The organism is Nesterenkonia salmonea (assembly GCF_005771525.1).
GTDB classification, from domain to species: Bacteria; Actinomycetota; Actinomycetes; order Actinomycetales; family Micrococcaceae; genus Nesterenkonia; species Nesterenkonia salmonea.
Genome location: NZ_VAVZ01000015.1, coordinates 1 through 17,047 on the forward strand (window position 1 = coordinate 1; position 17,047 = coordinate 17,047).

Sequence of the window (17,047 nt, forward strand, 5' to 3'; positions counted from 1 at the left end):
TACCCGGTCACCGGAACGCCGCTTCCAACTACGCAGACTATTGCTTCCAACTCCGGCTATCCGCCACACAGGCCGGAGTGCTCGGAGAGGTGCATCAGAACATTTTGAGTCTGGCGATGGTGGAAGCTGCAGTGGAATCCGCTGAACGAGCTTCCCGCGTCCCGTTGGAAGATGTCCTGGAGCGCGCCTGGCATCAAGCAATGAGCGAGGAATCTTCCGAGGCTGTTCGCGCCTGCTTGGCCTCTTGGACCTCCGTGCGGAGGGCCCTGGGCTGATTGATCAGGGATCCCCCACTACGGCAGGGGCGCCGGATTGAGGTGAGAAACCGCCAAGTTGCCGTCACGGGAGTCTAAGTAGTAGAGCTGAGCGACTACTGGTTCGTCAGAGTCGATCACCACACCATAGGGCTTATCCAGGTACACAGCCTCGGGTTCAATGAGGTCGTTAATGCGCTGATGTTTCACGCGACGGGCACCTACGGCGATCTCGTAGGGCCCCACCGGCTCGGCGTCGTCGTAATAGACCGTGAGCCTCACACAAGCTTCCCGGTCTCCGGTGTTGAGCAGGCACAGTGTGTTTCGCGAAGTGAAGTCAGGCTCGAATCCAGTGCTCTGGCTGGGGGCGAACCCGGCAGAAAAGACCCAGGTATTGCGACCAAGGGTTCCCCCGGCGTCGTTGTTGATTTCGGATTGATGGGTCATCCTGTCTCCTCACCGAAAAGCTCACGCAGATAGTCGTTCATGAGAAGGCCCTCCGGGTCCATACTGCGACGGATGGCGTGGAACGCGTCCCACTGCGGATAGAGCGGGGCTAACTCAGCAGCCTTCAGCGTGTGCTTCTTCCCCCAGTGGGGACGACCGTCGAACTGCCAGAAAATGGGTTCAATGTCATCGAAGTACCGTTTGAACGGCAGCGTGTTGTTCTGCAGCAGCGCTATGGTCATGGAGGGGCTGCCCTGCCGGTACTCGGCCTCAGTATTGGACAGCATGGCGTGATCCGCAGCAATAGTGCGAACCAGCACCCGCCAGCCCACCTCAGCCCGATGCTTGACCTTGACCCGATCGCGCACACGACGGAACGCTGTGAGGCTCTGGTCAAAGGGAAGCATGTACTCCATCTCCTCAAAGTGGAGCATGCGGTCATTGGGGATGATCTCGTAGTTCGGCCCTGTCTCATCCTTCTTCAGCCTGCTGTAGGGCTCACCCTCAGGTGTTAGTGCTGGCTCATGACCAGGTTTGTTGAGTGTGCGCACCTGAGCGAGATCGCTGCGGGGATACCAGTAGAAGTCCATGCTGCGGTTGGTCTTCACCAGCTCCGCATAGTTCTCCAATACCCAGTCAATATGGGTCACCCAGTTCAGGCGGTGCAGTTGATGGGCCGGCTCCACCCGCAGAGTCAGTGAGCTCAGCACCCCCAGAGTCCCGAATGACACCTGCACTGCACGCAGCAGTTGATCTGAAGCTAGACTTTCAGGAGGGACCCCGGCGTCGACTCCGAAAGGCACTTCCTCCCCCAGGCCGTTGATGAGGGTGCCGCCGATGAGTGTCGAGGATAGGTTCCCCAGTGTGATCCCCGAGCCGTGAGTGCCAGTGGCAATAGCACCGGCGATGGCCTGGTAATCGACATCTCCGAGATTCTGCATCGCCACACCATGCTCAGCCAGCTCTTCGCCGAGGTCTCGCAGGCCAGTTCCGGGAAGGACCTTTGCCCAGCCTGCCTCGGCATCGACTTCCAGTACTCCCGTCATATTGTCCAGAGACAACAGAATGTCTTCAGTGCGGAAAATGGGGGTGGAGGAGTGGCCCGAGCCCACCGGCCGCACCGTCGAGCCACGACGGCCAGCACTTTTCACCGCTGTGATGAGCTGACCGGTGGTCTCCGGTGTGGCGATGGTCTCCGGTGTGAAGCTGACTGAACCGGACCAGTTAGTGAATTTCTGTGCCACGGTAGTCCTCTACTCAGACGCTTGCGGATGCACCCACCGGTGGCTTCTCCGGTGAATACTCAAGCTGACCCAAACCGCCTGAGAGCACATCATCAGCAGCGGCCTGGTGGTTCTTCACCGAGGAGGTCCATCCGCCCCACTGAGCTGGATCGAGTGAGTCACCATTGCGGCCGAGATTCTTCAGCCGCTGATGCTCAGCGTCAGTGAAGTCCTGGGTAGCAAGCGGCCGAAGGTGTGCCACATCATCGACCGATATCCCCAGCTGCTGACCGACGCGGTGGCCATAGTCATCATGAACCATGAAGAAATGCCAGACCATGCGGTGCTGAACATCCGCCTCACAGGTGGAGAGCAGAGTCCCCATGACGTTGACCAGCTCGTCGCGTTCCCAGTCATTGATAGTGCTGTAGCGTCCCCGGGCCTGGACATAATCATTGGTGCGCTCAATGCTCGACTGAGTCAGCTGACCGCTGACCTGCGGCGGCTTGCTCGGCTTCGCAGTGGCCTCATGGAGGCCATTGTGGATGCTCGGCTCATAGTTGACATGAGGGTTCTGCCCTGGCGCAACATCGGTGTGGTAGCTCATCTCGCCACCGCGTTGGTGGGTGTGAACCCTGCCATTGACTCCCTTGGGGTAGTTCACCGGCAGCTGGAGATAGTTCGGCCCCACCCGGTAACGCTGAGTATCGGAGTAGCTGAAGGTCCGGCCGACGAGCATCTTGTCATCAGAGAAGTCCAAGCCGTCCACCAGTACGCCGGTTCCCATGGCGATCTGCTCGTTTTCATTGTGGAAGTCCTGGATGTTCCGGTTCAAGGTCATGGTGCCGACATGCCTGAGGGGGAAGTCGTGTTCCGGCCAGATCTTGGTGTCATCCAGAGGATCCCACTCCAGCTCAGGGTGTTCGTGGTCCTCCATCAGCTGGACATAGAGGTCCCACTGCGGAAAGTCACCACGTTCGATGGCCTCATAGAGGTCCTTGGATGCGGAGCCGAGCTCCTGGCCCTGGACCTTGGCAGCTTCCTCCTCAGACAATGAAGCAACCCCTTGGCGCGGCAGCCAGTGATACTTCACCAGGACGGTCTCCCCGTGCTCGTTGACCATCTTGTAGGTGTTGACCCCGAATCCTTCCATATGGCGGTAGGTCGCGGGGATTCCCCGAGGGCTGAACAGATGGGTGAGCATATGCATTGACTCCGGCGACTGGCTCATGAAGTCGAAAATGCGGTTGGGTTCCTGCCGAAAAGTGATCGGATCCGGTTTCAACGAATGGATCACATCAGGAAACTTCAAGGCATCACGGATGAAGAACACAGGCAGGTTATTGCCGACCAGGTCCCAGTTGCCGTCCTCGGTGTAGAACTTCACCGCGAATCCACGGGGATCACGAGCCACCTCAGTGGAGTCGCGGCCACCAATGACGGTGGAGAAACGGATAGCCAGGTCGGTCTTCTTGCCAGCCTCCTGAAAAAGCTTAGCCCGTGTGTACTGTGAAGCAGGCTCATCACCGATCTTGCCGGTGGCCTCGAATTCCCCGTACGCCACAAAACCCCGGGCATGCACCACACGTTCCGGAATGCGTTCGCGATCAAAGTGGCTGATCTTCTCCAGAAAGTGATAGTTCTCCAGAGTGGCGGGTCCGCGGGATCCAATGGTGCGCTGATTCTGGTTGTTCGGCACTGGTTGGCCCTGGCGGGTGGTGAGGATCTGGTGGTCAGCCATGACACTCCTTTGCTCCTCGTGAAAGTGGATGGACAGCTACAGCCTATCTTTTTTATGAGTAACTCAAAAGAGGCAAACGCCCATGTCAGGTGCACTTTCGCTAGGAATACGCTGTGCGCAGCCTGGAAACTAGTCGTTGTCGGGGGTTCCTGTGCGCACCACCATCTTGCCAGTATTGGCACCACGCATCATGTTAAGGAAAGCGTCTACAGCGTTGCCGATACCGTTGACCACTGTCTCGTCGTAGACCACTTTCCCCGCGCCGAACCATTGGGTCATCTTCTCGTTGAATTCCGAGGCCTTATCCAGGTGGTGGTTCAGGGTGAACCCGCGCATTGAAAGGCTTCGGGTGATGAAGTTGGCCATATTGTCAGGACCCTTGGTCGGCTCTGTTGCGTTGTACTGGGAAATCGCGCCGCATATGGCCAATCGACCATGAGTGTTCATCACATCGAGGGCTGCTTCTAGGTGGTCGCCACCGACGTTGTCGAAGAATACGTCTACCCCGTCAGGTGCTAGGTCGGGCAGTTGTTCGCGCAAAGGAGCAGTCTTGTAGTTCAGTGCGGCGTCGAACCCGTATTTCTCTTTCAGCAGGGCGACCTTCTCATCCGAGCCTGCCGATCCGATCACGCGGCTGGCGCCCAGCAGTTTAGCGATCTGCCCGGCTGCGGTGCCTACAGCGCCGGCTGCGCCCGAGATGAAGACTGTGTCTCCCTCAGTCACAGGGCCGATCTCGGTCAGTCCCACATAGGCGGTCAGTCCGGTCATTCCCAGAATGCCGAGGTAGAGGGAAGGTGAATCCCCTGGGAGTTCGGGCACGGCGCTGAATGCGCCGGCGTCGCCCTGAGAGACGTCGCGCCAACCCAGCTGGTGCAATACCAGAGTGCCGACTGGCAGCGACTCCGCGCGGGAGGCGACGATGCGACCAATAGCGCTGCCGTCCATCGTTTCACCGAGTTCAAAGGGTGGGACGTAGCTCTTGGCGGAGCTCATGCGGCCGCGCATATAGGGGTCCACTGAGATGAACTCATTGGCGACGCGCACCTGGTTCTCGCCGAGGTCGTCCAGTTGTACGGTGACCGTCCGGAAGTTCTCTGGGGTCGGCCAGCCGGTGGGGCGGGAGCTGAGCTGGATCTGTGTGCTCGTCTGATAGGTGGTGTTCTCAGGCAAATTGATGACGTTTCCTTTCGACTTTCAGTCAGGGAGAACATACGACGACGACTAGGCCGCCTTATCGAGTGACTCCGCATCCCAGTATCTGCCGCTACTCCCCCGGTACGAAAGTAGCGCGGTCAGTGCGGAAGGCGCGCTGTCTGGCATAGGTATGGACCTCACCCAGGTCCTTCCGCTGGTCATCAGCGGCTTCGACAAGCCGATCAAACACTGAGGCTTCTATTCCGAGCTCATCTGCGTAGTCCGAGAGCACCTCCCAACCCTGGCGTTTGGCGGTGACGGCGGCCATCATTAGTTCTGTCTCCAGCACCAAGGCGGCCGGTGAGCGCTTCAGGGGTCGAGCGTAGGGCTTAGCTCGACTCAGTCGTTCACCGAGCCAGAGCGCAGGCGCAGCGATTACTGGACGCGGGAACCCCTGAGCCTGAATCAGTTCGCTGAGCCACTGATGCTCAGATTCGATAGCATCCGCCACCTGGGACAGCTGCGGGTAGACAGCTGTGTCGTCGAAAGCACCCTCCATGGCCTGAATGCGCTTTAACCCCGCCGTGGCTCCGGCCAGGTGGTCCGCCATATAGCTGCGGAGCAGTCCGGCATCAATGCTGGAAGGCAGCTCATGCTCAGGACTGGGCAATGGGTGTTCGTTCGTTGCGGATTGGCTGCGTGGTCGCAGAGGAATCGAACCGTGCCCTTCCCCCGATGCCAAACCTTCGAGCAGTTCAGCTAAGGCATCCGAACCAGAGGCTTCTGGGTGCCAATCAAGGATGGAACGTGCGCGGGAGGTATCCATGACCGGGGCATGCCGGGCCATCTCCAACCATCCTTCATCCATGGGCAGTACGCGAGCTCGGTGAGCAGCCCTGACTAAAGGCTTCAACGGAGGAAATGGCAGCGCAATACTGGCTCTGCCAGCGCTGCGACCCGAAACGATGGAAGCGATGGCTTCACCGGTGAGGAGGTCGTCGGAAGCGATGTTGAATGCTCCACGAGCTCCACGAATGATCGCTTCAACATAGGCTTTTGCCACATCGCGGGCGTGGACCGCTTGGGTCCGGATGCCGTGCGGGATCGGAACCAGTGGCGGACTGACCTTCTGGAGAAGCTGCACTGGGGCTAGACGTCCGGCGAAATAGCGCTGGATTTCAGCGCCAGCCTCAGCCTGGAAGATGAGACCAGGGCGGAGCCTGGCTAGCGCAATATCTGGGTGAAGGGCCTCGAACTCATCCATCACCCGCTCTTGGGCTGCTTTGTCTTCGCTGTAGTGGGAACCGGAAATGCCCTCGGTGCCCCAGGACTCATCGCGCGGCTGATCATCGTCCACCGCCGAGTAGGCGCCCACGGAGGAGGCGACAGCAATCCGGTTAACAGAGGCTTCCGCGGCAGCTTTGAGCACATGCTCGGTACCGTCGACATTGACTCGGCGCAGCAGCTCTCGCTTAGAGTTCGGTTGAATCAGCCAGCCAAGGTGGATCACAGCATCCGCTCCGGAGAACAGCTTGGTGAGGGTCTTTACCGAATCAGGAAATTGGATGTCCACAGTGGCCCACTCGGCATGACTGAACGGCTCGCACGCAGTCTCCGGTAACCTTCGCGCAAGACCCAGTACTGATGTGATCTCTTCTCTATCAGAGAGTTCCTCCAGAACTGCCGAACCGGCGTTCCCAGTAGCTCCAACAACAACAACGCGCATGTGGGCCATCTCCCCTGCTGTACTCGTTCTCCATGTCTCTTCATGCCTGAAGTGCTTTCCACCCGACCATGCTGACCTGAGATTTCACCGGACAGCTGCTGCGCACCAGGTGCCGACAGTGCCCACAGCGGCCGGGTCGGAGGTGTCTCCGTAGTCAGGCATAAGATCATCATTGCTATCGAATCTATGTTCGAATACGATGGGTGCTCCGCGCTTCCCATCAGGTTCGCGCCATGATGCAAGGAGCCTGACAATGACAGCACATCCACATTATTCCTCCGCCTCACTTGAGCAGCAGTCAGACCCGAGACCACTTTCGGGAGTGACCCGACTGGTCTCGGCAGAGGCGGCCACAGACTATGCCCGCAGGAACGTCTCTCAGGCCACTGCAGGGGCATCAGCCGATAGTCGCATCACTGAGCATGTAGAGGTAGTCGTGAGTGATCAGGGACTGCCGCTGCACTTGTGGTGGCGAGAGCGTGGTTATGACGTGGTTGCTGAACCGCTGCGTTGGTTCGCCCGGCGACGCTGGTGGACTGAGGAAATACGAGCTGAGCGGGGACGGGCTGGTTTGGTGTCCCAGGAAGTGTGGCGAATCCAAGTGCAGGACCCGCTGACGGCTGAACGCATCACAGTTGATGTTGGAAGGAGCCTGCCCGCAGACCGCTGGCGTCTGCTGCGCATTCACGAGAATCCTCAAGAGCCTGAGGCGGTGGAATGACATTCATCCACCTGCATGTAGCAAGCTGCTTCTCAAGCCACTACGGAACAGCAACACCTCAAGAATTAGCCGCCGCAGCAGCTGCAGCAGGAGCACCCGCCCTAGCGTTGACTGACCGAAACGGGATCTATGGAGCAGTCCAACACATTGGAGCCTGCCGTGACCATGATCTAGCACCTATCCTTGGCGCTGACCTTGCAGTACATGGCCATGGACGCGTGACCGTCTTGGCTCATGGCAGCAGGAAGGGATACGCCGCACTGTGTCAGGCGGTATCTGCCGCACATGAAGGCACATCGGCCAGCAGCAGCGGCCCGGAACCGGCACTTTCACGTGAGCGGCTTGCTCAGCTGTCACGCACTTCAACCACCGAGGCCCCCCTGCTGTTTGTCCTGTTGGGCCCAGAGTCCGATATCGGAATGCTGGCGGCCGGGCGGCGATACCGCCCAGCCCGCACCGCTTTGCGGCAATGGCGTCAGCTTCTTGGAGCCGCTGTATATGTAGAACTTGTTTCACATCTTGCTCCGCCGGGTGAAGAGCTTTCCACTGCCCACGCGGCAAGAATGCTCTCAGCTGCAGCGGCCTGCCGTGTGCCGACAGTACTTACCAATGCGGTGCGGCTGTGCACAGCCGAGGAGGCGGCTACTGCGGATGTTCTCGATGCAGTGCGTGTTCTCAGCAGCCTGGATTCAGCTCCACTACAGCCCAATGACCAAGGCTGGCTCAAGCCGGAAACCGAGATGCTCAGCATTGCGGCCGAGATATGTAAAGCCAGCACAGTCGTTGTTGAGCCTGAGGCCATTCTCCGCACCACTGAAGATCTGGCCAATGCCTGTCAGATCGACCCCACACAACATATGACTTACGGGGTGCCAAAGATACCTGAGGCACATGTGATCGGCATCGAAGGCTCCGCTGATGAGGAACTGCGTTTCCGCTGTGAGCAGGGGCTAGCAGCACGGCTTGAGCAGCCACAGGTGCGCCATCGTTTGGAACACGAATTGGCAGTTATCGAGGATTTAGGTTTTTCAGCCTACTTTCTGACTGTGGCGGAAGTAACGCGGCTCATTCAGGAGCTTGGTGTGCGCTGCGCTGCTCGAGGTTCAGGAGTCTCCTCCCTAGTTGTTCACGCTTTAGGAGTGAGCCCCATCGACCCCCTGAAACATGGTCTGATCTTCGAACGGTTTCTTTCTCTGAACCGGGCTACCCTGCCGGATATTGATATTGACGTTGAATCAGAGCGGCGTCACGAAATCTACCAGCGCGTCTTTGATCGGTTCGGCAAAGAGCGAGTCACGCTGATGAGCATGCAGAATGCCTACAGGGTCCGCGGGGCAGTGCGTGATGCAGGTATGGCACTTGGTCTTCCTGATGACGAGCTTGATCAACTGGCAGAAATCATGTGGCGCTTCCCCGCTCGTGAGTTTCGCCAGGCATTGGAGGATAAGCCTGAGCTGAAGCATCTGGCTGAACGTATTGAGACCGAACGCGTCTCCGGCCGTGCTCAACTCGACCTGCTGGTTGATCTCACTGAGCGCCTTGACCGTCTGCCGAGGCATATCTCCACACACCCTTGTGGCGTCATCCTGGGGAACAAAGACCTGCTCAGCTTGACGCCTGTTCAGCCAAGCGGTGTGACTGGTTTGCCGATGAGCCAATTCGGCAAGGACGACATGGACCCAGCAGGTTTCATCAAATTAGATATCTTGGGAGTGCGTATGCAGTCGGCCATTGCCCATTGTCTTGGTGAGATCGAACGAACCACTGGGGACCGCATCAGCCTCGACACCATCAGCTTTGAAGATCCGGCAACCTTTGACCTGATCCAATCCACACATACTTTGGGTTGCTTCCAGATCGAATCACCTGGTCAGCGTGAACTCATTGGGAAGCTCATTCCAGCCTCACTGGAGGACCTCATTCTGGACATTTCACTTTTTCGCCCCGGACCGATGGGGGCAGGAATGGTCCGCCCCTTCCTGGAACGTCGTCACGGTTTCGAATCGACGCGGTATCCGCACCCTGATCTGATCGAGATTTTGGAGGAGACGTATGGCGTCATTGTGTATCACGAGCAAGTCCTGAGGATTTTCGACACGATGACTGGTTGTGGGCTTGCCGCTGCAGATGAGCTCCGTCGATCTTTGTCGCGGGAGCATAAGAGCGCAGAGGTTGAATCATTCTTCCGTTCAAGCACAGCAGAACGTGGTTATACGCAGGAAGTCACAGATGAGGTCTGGCGCCAATTGGCCAGTTTCGGCTCTTTCGGGTTCTGTAAGGCTCACGCCGCAGCATTCGCTGTCCCGACGTATCAGTCCGCATGGTTGAAGACGCACTATCCGGCGGCATTTATGACGGGCCTGTTCGAACACGACCCCGGAATGTACCCACTTCGGCTGTTGGTAGCCGAGGCTCGTCGTCTTGAGATACCGCTGCTTCCGATGGATATTAATCGGTCCACTGGTCACTTCCGGTTAGAAACTACACAGCCTGCGACTCGGCTCTCCAACGGAAACCAACCCGACTCCAATTGGGGGATCCGTATGGCCCTTACCACGCTAAAAGGCATATCAGCAGCGGAGATCCGACGAATTGAAAACGAACAGCCCTTCGATTCGCTGGCAGACCTTCGGGCCCGGGCCAAGCCAAGACTCAACACGATGAAGTCCATGGCGAAAGTCGGTGCCCTAGATTCGTTTCTTCCTGCAGGTACAGGACGCAATCGCCGCAATGATCTTTTTGACTGGATTGAGCGCACTGGTCCACGGAGAAACCAGCAGGCACGGATCCCACAGGCAGCCGGTCAGCTGGCTTTTCCTCTCTCTGATACTGAAGCCAGCAGTCTTCCCACCGGTCAGTCACCTCCTACCGATACTGAAGTGTTAGCCACAGAACTTGATCTGACCAGTGTGGACACTACAGATCACGTCATGAGCGTGCATCGTGAAGGCCTTGAAGGAGTAGGAGTCACCTACGCTAAGGATCTGCTGAACCAGCGCAGCGGAGCCTCTGTCAGGGTCGCCGGGATCCGCGTGGCTACGCAAACCCCTCCGATGGCGTCTGGGAAAAGGGTCGTGTTCATCTCTTTAGACGATGGAACAGGAGTGGTGGACCTGTCATTCTTCGATGAAGCTCAGGCCAACACTGGTGAAGCGCTATTCGCAGCCAAGATGCTCATGGCTGAGGGAACTATACGCCGAACAGGACCACGAGCTGTGACCGTCCAAGCCATCAGGGCGTGGAATTTGCATGGGTCCCCAGCTGAGCTGACATCTGGGCATTAACTGCTAGGGAGGGCCGGTCTGACGACCGGCCCTCCCTAATGAGCTCTAAACTCCTTGGCTTACTTCACCAGAGAGCGGAGGACATACTGCAGAATGCCACCATTGCGGTAGTAATTGGCTTCACCAGGTGTGTCGATACGGACAACCGCATCAAACTCCACAGTGGAGCCATCATCCTTGGTTGCGGTGACTTTCACGGTCTCCGGGACTTCACCATCATTGAGTTTGGTGATCTCAGAAATGGCGAATGTCTCGAAACCAGTCAGTCCCAGAGTCTGTGCCGATTCACCCTCGGGGAACTGCAGCGGCAATACGCCCATACCGATGAGGTTCGATCGGTGAATGCGCTCGAACGACTCAACGATCACTGCCCGGACACCCAGAAGGCTCGTGCCTTTGGCCGCCCAGTCACGGGATGAACCGGAGCCGTACTCCTTTCCACCCAGGACCACCAACGGGATACCAGCTTCCTGGTAGTTCATGGCTGCGTCGTAAACGTAGGCCTGTTCCCCGTCTTTGGTGAAGTCACGGGTGAAACCGCCCTCCACGCCGTCGAGCAGTTCGTTCTTGATTCGGATGTTGGAAAAAGTGCCCCGAATCATCACCTCGTGATTACCGCGACGGGACCCGTAGGAATTGAAGTTCTTCCGTTCGACCCCATTCTCCAGAAGGTACCGTCCTGCAGGAGTATCTGACTTGAAGGAACCAGCCGGTGAAATATGGTCAGTGGTGACAGAATCGCCCAGCTTCAGCAGAACTCGCGCACCCTCGATGTCGGTGACGGGTTCGGGGTCGAGTTCCAAACCGTCAAAGTAGGGCGCTTTGCGCACATAGGTTGAATTCTCATCCCAGGTGAAGGTATCGCCCTCAGGAGTGTCCAAAGACTGCCAGCGGTGGTCACCGTCAAAGATGGTGCCGTACTTCGAGGTGAACATCTCAGTGTCGATGGACTCCTCAATAATCTTTTCCACCTCGATGGGGTCCGGCCAGATGTCCCGAAGGTACACATCCTCGCCCTGAGAGTTCTGGCCCAGCGGGTCATTTTCGAAATCGAAGTCCATGGTCCCGGCGAGAGCATAGGCAACCACCAGCGGAGGTGAGGCAAGGTAGTTCATCTTGACATCCGGGTTGATGCGACCTTCGAAGTTGCGGTTGCCCGAAAGAACAGAGGTCACCGCCAAGTCTTCATCCTGAACAGTCTTGGAGATCTCCTCTTCAAGCGGACCGGAGTTTCCGATGCAGGTGGTGCAGCCGTAACCCACCACAAAGAAGCCGATCTTTTCCAGATACTCGATGAGGCCGGACTTTTCGTAGTAGTCAGTGACCACTTTGGAGCCCGGTGCAATGGAAGTCTTGACCCATGGTTTCTGGGTCAATCCCTGTTCCACAGCATTGCGAGCCAGAACGCCAGCGGCCAGCATCACATTGGGGTTAGAAGTGTTGGTGCAAGAAGTAATCGAGGCAATCGACACCGCACCGTGGTCCAAGTTGAACTCACGGCCATCTGGCATAGCCACAGGGATGGGGTTCGATGGACGGCCCACCACAGGTTCCGCTGAGGGATCCATTGGTCGTGGCTTATCGGCGGGGTCCTGTGACTCATCAGGGGTGTGGGAAGGTGCATCCGAGCTTGGGAAGGACTCATCGGAAGCTTCATCTACTTTGCCGTTGAGTGCGTCGTTGACGACTGCAGTCTCTTCCGCCACATAGTTGTGGATGTCCTTGCGAAACTGCTCTTTGGCATCGGTGAGTTCGATGCGATCCTGTGGCCGCTTAGGGCCAGCTATGGAAGGGACCACAGTCGAGAGGTCGAGCTTCAAACGCTCCGAGAAGCGCAGCTCGCGCGAAGGATCGTGCCACATGCCCTGCTCTTTGGCGTAAGCCTCGACCAGAGAGATTTCTTCCTCGGTCCTGCCGGTGAGACGCAGGTAGCTGATGGTGACGTCGTCGATGGGGAACATCGCTGCGGTGGAACCGAATTCCGGTGACATGTTGCCGATCGTCGCCCGGTTGGCCAAGGGCACAGCCGCGACACCTTCACCGAAGAACTCGACGAACTTGCCGACAACACCATGCTCCCGCAGCATCTGAGTGATGGTCAGGACCACATCGGTGGCGGTAGCACCGGCTGGGATTTGGCCGGAAAGCTCAAATCCAACCACCCGTGGGATCAGCATGGAGATCGGCTGGCCAAGCATCGCGGCCTCCGCTTCGATACCGCCAACTCCCCAGCCCAGAACTCCCAGACCGTTTTCCATGGTCGTGTGCGAGTCGGTTCCCACACAGGTGTCTGGGTAGGCGCGCAGAACACCGTCAACCTCACGAGTCATCACCACTCGAGCCAGCGACTCGATGTTCACCTGGTGAACGATTCCCATGCCAGGGGGAACAACTTTGAAGTCATCGAAAGCAGTCTGTCCCCAGCGCAGGAACTGGTACCGCTCACCATTGCGCTGGTATTCGATGTCCATATTGCGTTCGATCGCATCAGAGTTGCCGAAGGAATCGATCTGCACGGAGTGGTCAATGACCATCTCAGCAGGTGCCAACGGATTAATCTTCGAAGGGTCACCGCCCAGATCGGCGACGGCCTCGCGCATAGTGGCGAGGTCGACCACACAGGGAACGCCAGTGAAGTCCTGCATCAGAACTCGGCCGGGGGTGAATTGAATCTCAGTATTGGGCTGGGCTGACTCATCCCATTTGCCCAAAGCTTTAATGTGCTCGGCGGTGACGTTCTCGCCGTCTTCGGTCCGGAGAAGGTTCTCCAACAGAACCTTGAGGCTGTACGGGAGGGAGTCATACCCCTCTACCGCGTTGAGTCGAAAAATCTCATAGTCGGAGCCATCGACGTTGAGTACGCCTTTTGCTCCGAAACTGTCCACTGTGCTCACGCTTAGACTCCTTAGTCTCGTTGGCGGGCTGCCACAGCGCTTGGGTGCGCGCTCATCGATATCCATCCTACTCATACCGGTGCGCCACTCGGCTTAGGTGAGGCTCACCGCGTCGAGACGACTGCTAGGTACGCTTAAAGAGTGCGACAGATTCCATGTGGTGTGTGTTGGGATAAAGGTCCAGCAGAGCAAGATCAGAGATCACCCAACCCACGTCATAGAGCTGCTTGGCGTCTCTCGCGAATGAAGCGGGATCGCAGGAAACGTAGATGATCTGGCCCGGGTCAGCTGAATCGATGCCGGCTATGACTCGTTTGTCGGCTCCGGCCCGTGGAGGGTCCAGAACAACAACATCGCTGGTGTCGAGACGAGTCGCCACGCTCTCGGCTGAAGCCTGCACAACTTCCACTCCGGCGACTCCTGTGAAGAGCTCCCATGCCGCGTCAGACGTTGCCGCCGAAGCTTCAACAGAAAGCACGCGACCGGAGGGGCCCACCCGTGAGGACGCCCATGCAGTGAAGAGTCCTGCACCCGCGTAGAGGTCAATGGCGGAGCCTCCTGGTGGAAGCTCAGCCATACGGTCAACAGTGCTCACCAGTGCGCTGGGCGCGCTGCGGTGGATCTGCCAGAAGCCCTCCGGCGGAAGTGAGACAGAATTACGGTCCCCCACCGGCGTCGGGAGAGGCTCGTTGACCATGCGGTTTCCGAGTAGCAGGCGATAGTCGACCGTGGTTGGTTGCATCTGACTGTATCGACGACGACCCTTGCGAGGCTGGGTCTGCGCCAAAGCCAGGACGATGCTGCCAACCTCCGGAGAGGATGCGGCGAAACCTTTGAGACGATCCTCGAACTCGACCAAAAATTTCGTATCCCTGGGATTCTCTGCCCGGACGATCAAGGTCAGTGGGTCTTCTCCGCCGGGGGCCACAACATCGACACTCTGCGCGCCTGCGAAATTCCAGGAAAATATTCCGGAGGCACCAATGGACTCCACACCTAGAGGCATGGACCGCAGCGGAATCAGCTCATGGGACCGGCTGGGTTTCATAGCAAGCGAACCGCCGCTGATACCGAAGCTGGCCCTGGTGCGCCAATGCATGCCAGCGGCGTCAGCACCCGGCAGATGCTCAACGGTGAAATCGCCCTCCGGACCCACATGGTCTGTGTCGAGGGTGCTGATATCGATACCGCCGATGCGCTGCATGGTGTCTCGAAACACCTGCGATTTCAGCCGCCGTTGGTGGACGTCGGTGATGTGGCCGTAGTCAGCTCCCCCGACGGGAAGTTGATCGTGATCATAGGCACGTAGCGCGTCAGCCTGCTTCCAGGGGTGGCGTCGGCGGTGGTCGGAAGCGTCCAGCACATCGAACACATCTGCTCTCCAGAAGCGAGAAGAGTTTTCGCCGTCAGTGACGACAGCCCGGACGGTCTCACCTGGAACAGCATGGCGGACGAAGACCACGCGTCCTTCATGGCGAGCAACGCAGTGACCGCCATGGGACATCGGCCCCACGGTCAGAGTTAGCACATGGGGGCCGGTCATGGGGCCGAACTCGGCTCACGTTCACGTGTGATCATCCAGCCCAGCCAGAGGGCGAAGGCGTAGAGCGGCACTCCCATGACCACCCGCGTCACTCCAAGGGCAGTTTCGTTGTCTGCGAAGTAGAGGGGAAGCTGGACTATCAGTCGTGAGGCGAGAACCGCCGTGATGATCCAGGTCGCCAACGCGTAGCCGCGGCGTCGAACCTTGTCCTGCCGCCATTCGAAACCCTCGCCGCGAATGACTCCGAAAATCACCCCCATCAGCGGCCACTTCACAGCAATGGAGATGGTCAGAGCCAGAATATAGGCGATATTGATGAAGAACCCGGGAACGTAGTAGCCGCGGGCCTCACCGGAGAAGTGTGCAAACGCCGCGCAGATCAGTACGCCTGCGAGACCGGAAAGCGACTGAACCAGACTGCCACGCTGCACGAGGCGCACCACTGCAAACACTGCGCCGACTGCGATCGCCAGCACGATGGCAATAGCGAGGTCCCCCATGATGATGTAAGCCGTCAGGAAGCTCGTGGCCGGCAAGGCGGCCTCCATGATGCCCCGCCAGCCGCCGACTGAACCCATCACATCCAGAGAGCCGTCCTCTCGCGTTGAGACTCTCCGAGCTGCCGAGCTCGAAAACTGCTGACGCAACGGGTCCTGCGAGGTCATGGGTTCTGAGAATCGTTGGAGCTATCCGATGGGCCGCGCGGTGGGGAAGGGGACACCCCATTGGTGCGGTTCTGCTGCCCGGAGGCCGCGATCCGTTTCGCCCCCTCCGGCGGTTTGAGCTTAAGCAGTTCTCGCGGCGGCAATGGATCGTCGCCACGGACTACGATGATCCGTGAGAAGAGCTCCTCCACTCCGGCTGACGCTTTGCGGTCGATAGCGCCGCGCCCGCCGATCACACCACGGAGGAACCACCGGTTTCCTTCACTTCCGATGAAACGAGCAGCTCTCCAGCCTTGGCGTCCGTCTTTCAGCACAGTTGGCACACGAGCGTGCAGCTCTTTTCCGAAGCGGCCATCGAGGATTCTGACTCGTCCCTTCTGCTTGGTGACAGACTCCTGGATCTGCTCCCGCACGTCTTGCCATACGCCCCCTGACTTCGGTGCGGAGAACGCCTGGAGTTGGATGCTGGCTTGGCCGATGCTGATCGTCAGTGACACCACACGCTTGGTCTTCTGATCGATGTCCAGGCGAATCTTCTGCCCCTTAGCCGCTGGCACCAGGATCGCACCGAAGTTGATGTAGCCCTTGGCCGAGTCCACATCTTTGGAATCGTGAGGGCCCTGGCCCGGCTTGAAGCTCGGCGGCGGGCTGTTGGGCTCCTCAGTGGCCTCTTCAGCAGCAGAGTCGGTCACAGCTCCCTGATCGCCGCTGACAGCATCACCGTCTGCCGATACCTCAGCTTCCGTGATCTCAACCTGCGGCTCAGCGGAGGCAGTCTCGGACTCGAGCGCCTCTTTGATGGTCGCCGGCTGCTGCGGCTTATCTTTCTTCTTCTTGCCGAAGAGCATGAAACTCCTTAAAGCTGTTGGGCGTAGTGGTCAGGGGTGGAACTCAGCCCGCTTGAACCGAATCCTCCTGTGCCGCGGGCTGTATCTGGCAGCGTCTCGACCGGGCTGAAGACTGCACGTGCGACTTCTTGAAAGACGATCTGAGCAATTCGGTCCCCGCGGCTAAAGCTGACCGTCTGACTTGGGTCTGTGTTGATCAGCAACACCTTCAGTTCGCCTCTGTAACCGGAATCGACAGTGCCCGGGGCGTTGACCATGCTGATTCCGTGCCGCGAGGCCAGACCGCTGCGCGGGTGGACCAGACCGACCCAACCCATGGGGATAGCGACAGCAACTCCTGTGGGCACCATGCGGCGCTCTCCTGGAGTCAGGGTGAAGTCTTCGGAGGTGACCAAGTCAGCTCCTGCATCACCGTCGTGGGCGTATCGCGGCATGGGCAGCTCCGAGTCGAGCTGCTGGAGGGGAACCTGAATGGTCTTCACGTTTCATGAGTCTACCGGCAAGTGATTCACACCAAGGTGGCCCCGCTCAGTGGGCTTTCGCCACAAGAGGAACTCGACGGCGTCG

At 58.5% G+C, this 17,047-nt stretch carries 12 protein-coding genes and 1 pseudogene; 3 read left to right on the forward strand and 10 right to left on the reverse strand.

The features are described 5' to 3' along the window. A pseudogene (locus FEF26_RS15700) lies at positions 1-275 on the forward strand (gfo/Idh/MocA family oxidoreductase); the annotation flags it as partial. 18 nt (positions 276-293) lie between these two features. Here the strand turns inward: FEF26_RS15700 and FEF26_RS06690 are convergent. The 5 genes from FEF26_RS06690 to FEF26_RS06710 form a co-directional block, all read right to left on the reverse strand. After that, complete coding sequence (locus FEF26_RS06690; RefSeq protein ID WP_138252771.1) at positions 294-701, reverse strand: sensory rhodopsin transducer; 408 nt, start codon at positions 699-701, stop codon at positions 294-296. Next, positions 698-1,945, reverse strand: a complete 1,248-nt coding sequence (locus FEF26_RS06695) for a D-arabinono-1,4-lactone oxidase (protein ID WP_138252772.1) — start codon at positions 1,943-1,945, stop codon at positions 698-700. Before FEF26_RS06695 ends, FEF26_RS06690 begins: the two co-directional genes overlap by 4 nt. A 13-nt stretch (positions 1,946-1,958) precedes the next feature. Then, entirely contained in the window at positions 1,959-3,665 is a 1,707-nt protein-coding gene (locus FEF26_RS06700; RefSeq protein WP_138252773.1) for a catalase, read from the reverse strand. 129 nt (positions 3,666-3,794) lie between these two features. Further along, a complete protein-coding gene (locus FEF26_RS06705; RefSeq protein WP_138252774.1) occupies positions 3,795-4,835 on the reverse strand; it encodes an NADP-dependent oxidoreductase in 1,041 nt (346 codons plus the stop codon). A gap of 94 nt (positions 4,836-4,929) precedes the next feature. Then, positions 4,930-6,534, reverse strand: coding sequence for an NAD-dependent epimerase/dehydratase family protein (locus tag FEF26_RS06710; protein WP_243730458.1), 1,605 nt, complete (start codon positions 6,532-6,534; stop codon positions 4,930-4,932). Between the two features lie 244 nt (positions 6,535-6,778). Between FEF26_RS06710 and FEF26_RS06715 the strand changes: the two genes are divergently transcribed. Both FEF26_RS06715 and FEF26_RS06720 read left to right on the forward strand, forming a co-directional pair. Continuing rightward, positions 6,779-7,246, forward strand: coding sequence for a hypothetical protein (locus FEF26_RS06715; protein ID WP_243730459.1), 468 nt, complete (start codon positions 6,779-6,781; stop codon positions 7,244-7,246). Then, positions 7,243-10,530 carry a DNA polymerase III subunit alpha gene (locus FEF26_RS06720; RefSeq protein WP_138252775.1) on the forward strand — a complete coding sequence of 1,096 codons (3,288 nt, stop codon included), beginning with the start codon at positions 7,243-7,245 and terminating at the stop codon, positions 10,528-10,530. The genes FEF26_RS06715 and FEF26_RS06720 overlap by 4 nt, the downstream gene beginning before the upstream one ends. 59 nt (positions 10,531-10,589) lie before the next feature. Here the strand turns inward: FEF26_RS06720 and FEF26_RS06725 are convergent, their stop codons facing one another. From FEF26_RS06725 to dut, 5 genes are all read right to left on the reverse strand, one after another. Beyond that, positions 10,590-13,424: an aconitate hydratase gene (locus FEF26_RS06725; protein ID WP_138252776.1), complete on the reverse strand. Its 2,835-nt coding sequence runs from the start codon at positions 13,422-13,424 to the stop codon at positions 10,590-10,592. A 124-nt stretch (positions 13,425-13,548) separates the two neighbouring features. Next, the gene (locus FEF26_RS06730) at positions 13,549-14,967 is read right to left on the reverse strand and encodes a class I SAM-dependent RNA methyltransferase (RefSeq protein ID WP_138252777.1); all 1,419 of its coding nucleotides are present in this window, start codon (positions 14,965-14,967) and stop codon (positions 13,549-13,551) included. Further along, positions 14,964-15,632 (reverse strand): DUF3159 domain-containing protein, encoded by a 669-nt coding sequence (locus FEF26_RS06735; RefSeq protein ID WP_138252778.1) that lies wholly within the window; start codon positions 15,630-15,632, stop codon positions 14,964-14,966. Before FEF26_RS06735 ends, FEF26_RS06730 begins: the two co-directional genes overlap by 4 nt. Further along, on the reverse strand, positions 15,629-16,480 hold the full coding sequence (locus FEF26_RS06740) for a DUF3710 domain-containing protein (RefSeq protein WP_138252779.1): 852 nt from the start codon (positions 16,478-16,480) through the stop codon (positions 15,629-15,631). Before FEF26_RS06740 ends, FEF26_RS06735 begins: the two co-directional genes overlap by 4 nt. A gap of 8 nt (positions 16,481-16,488) precedes the next feature. Next, entirely contained in the window at positions 16,489-16,962 is a 474-nt protein-coding gene (gene dut / locus FEF26_RS06745) for a dUTP diphosphatase (protein WP_138252780.1), read from the reverse strand. Positions 16,963-17,047 lie beyond the last annotated feature (85 nt).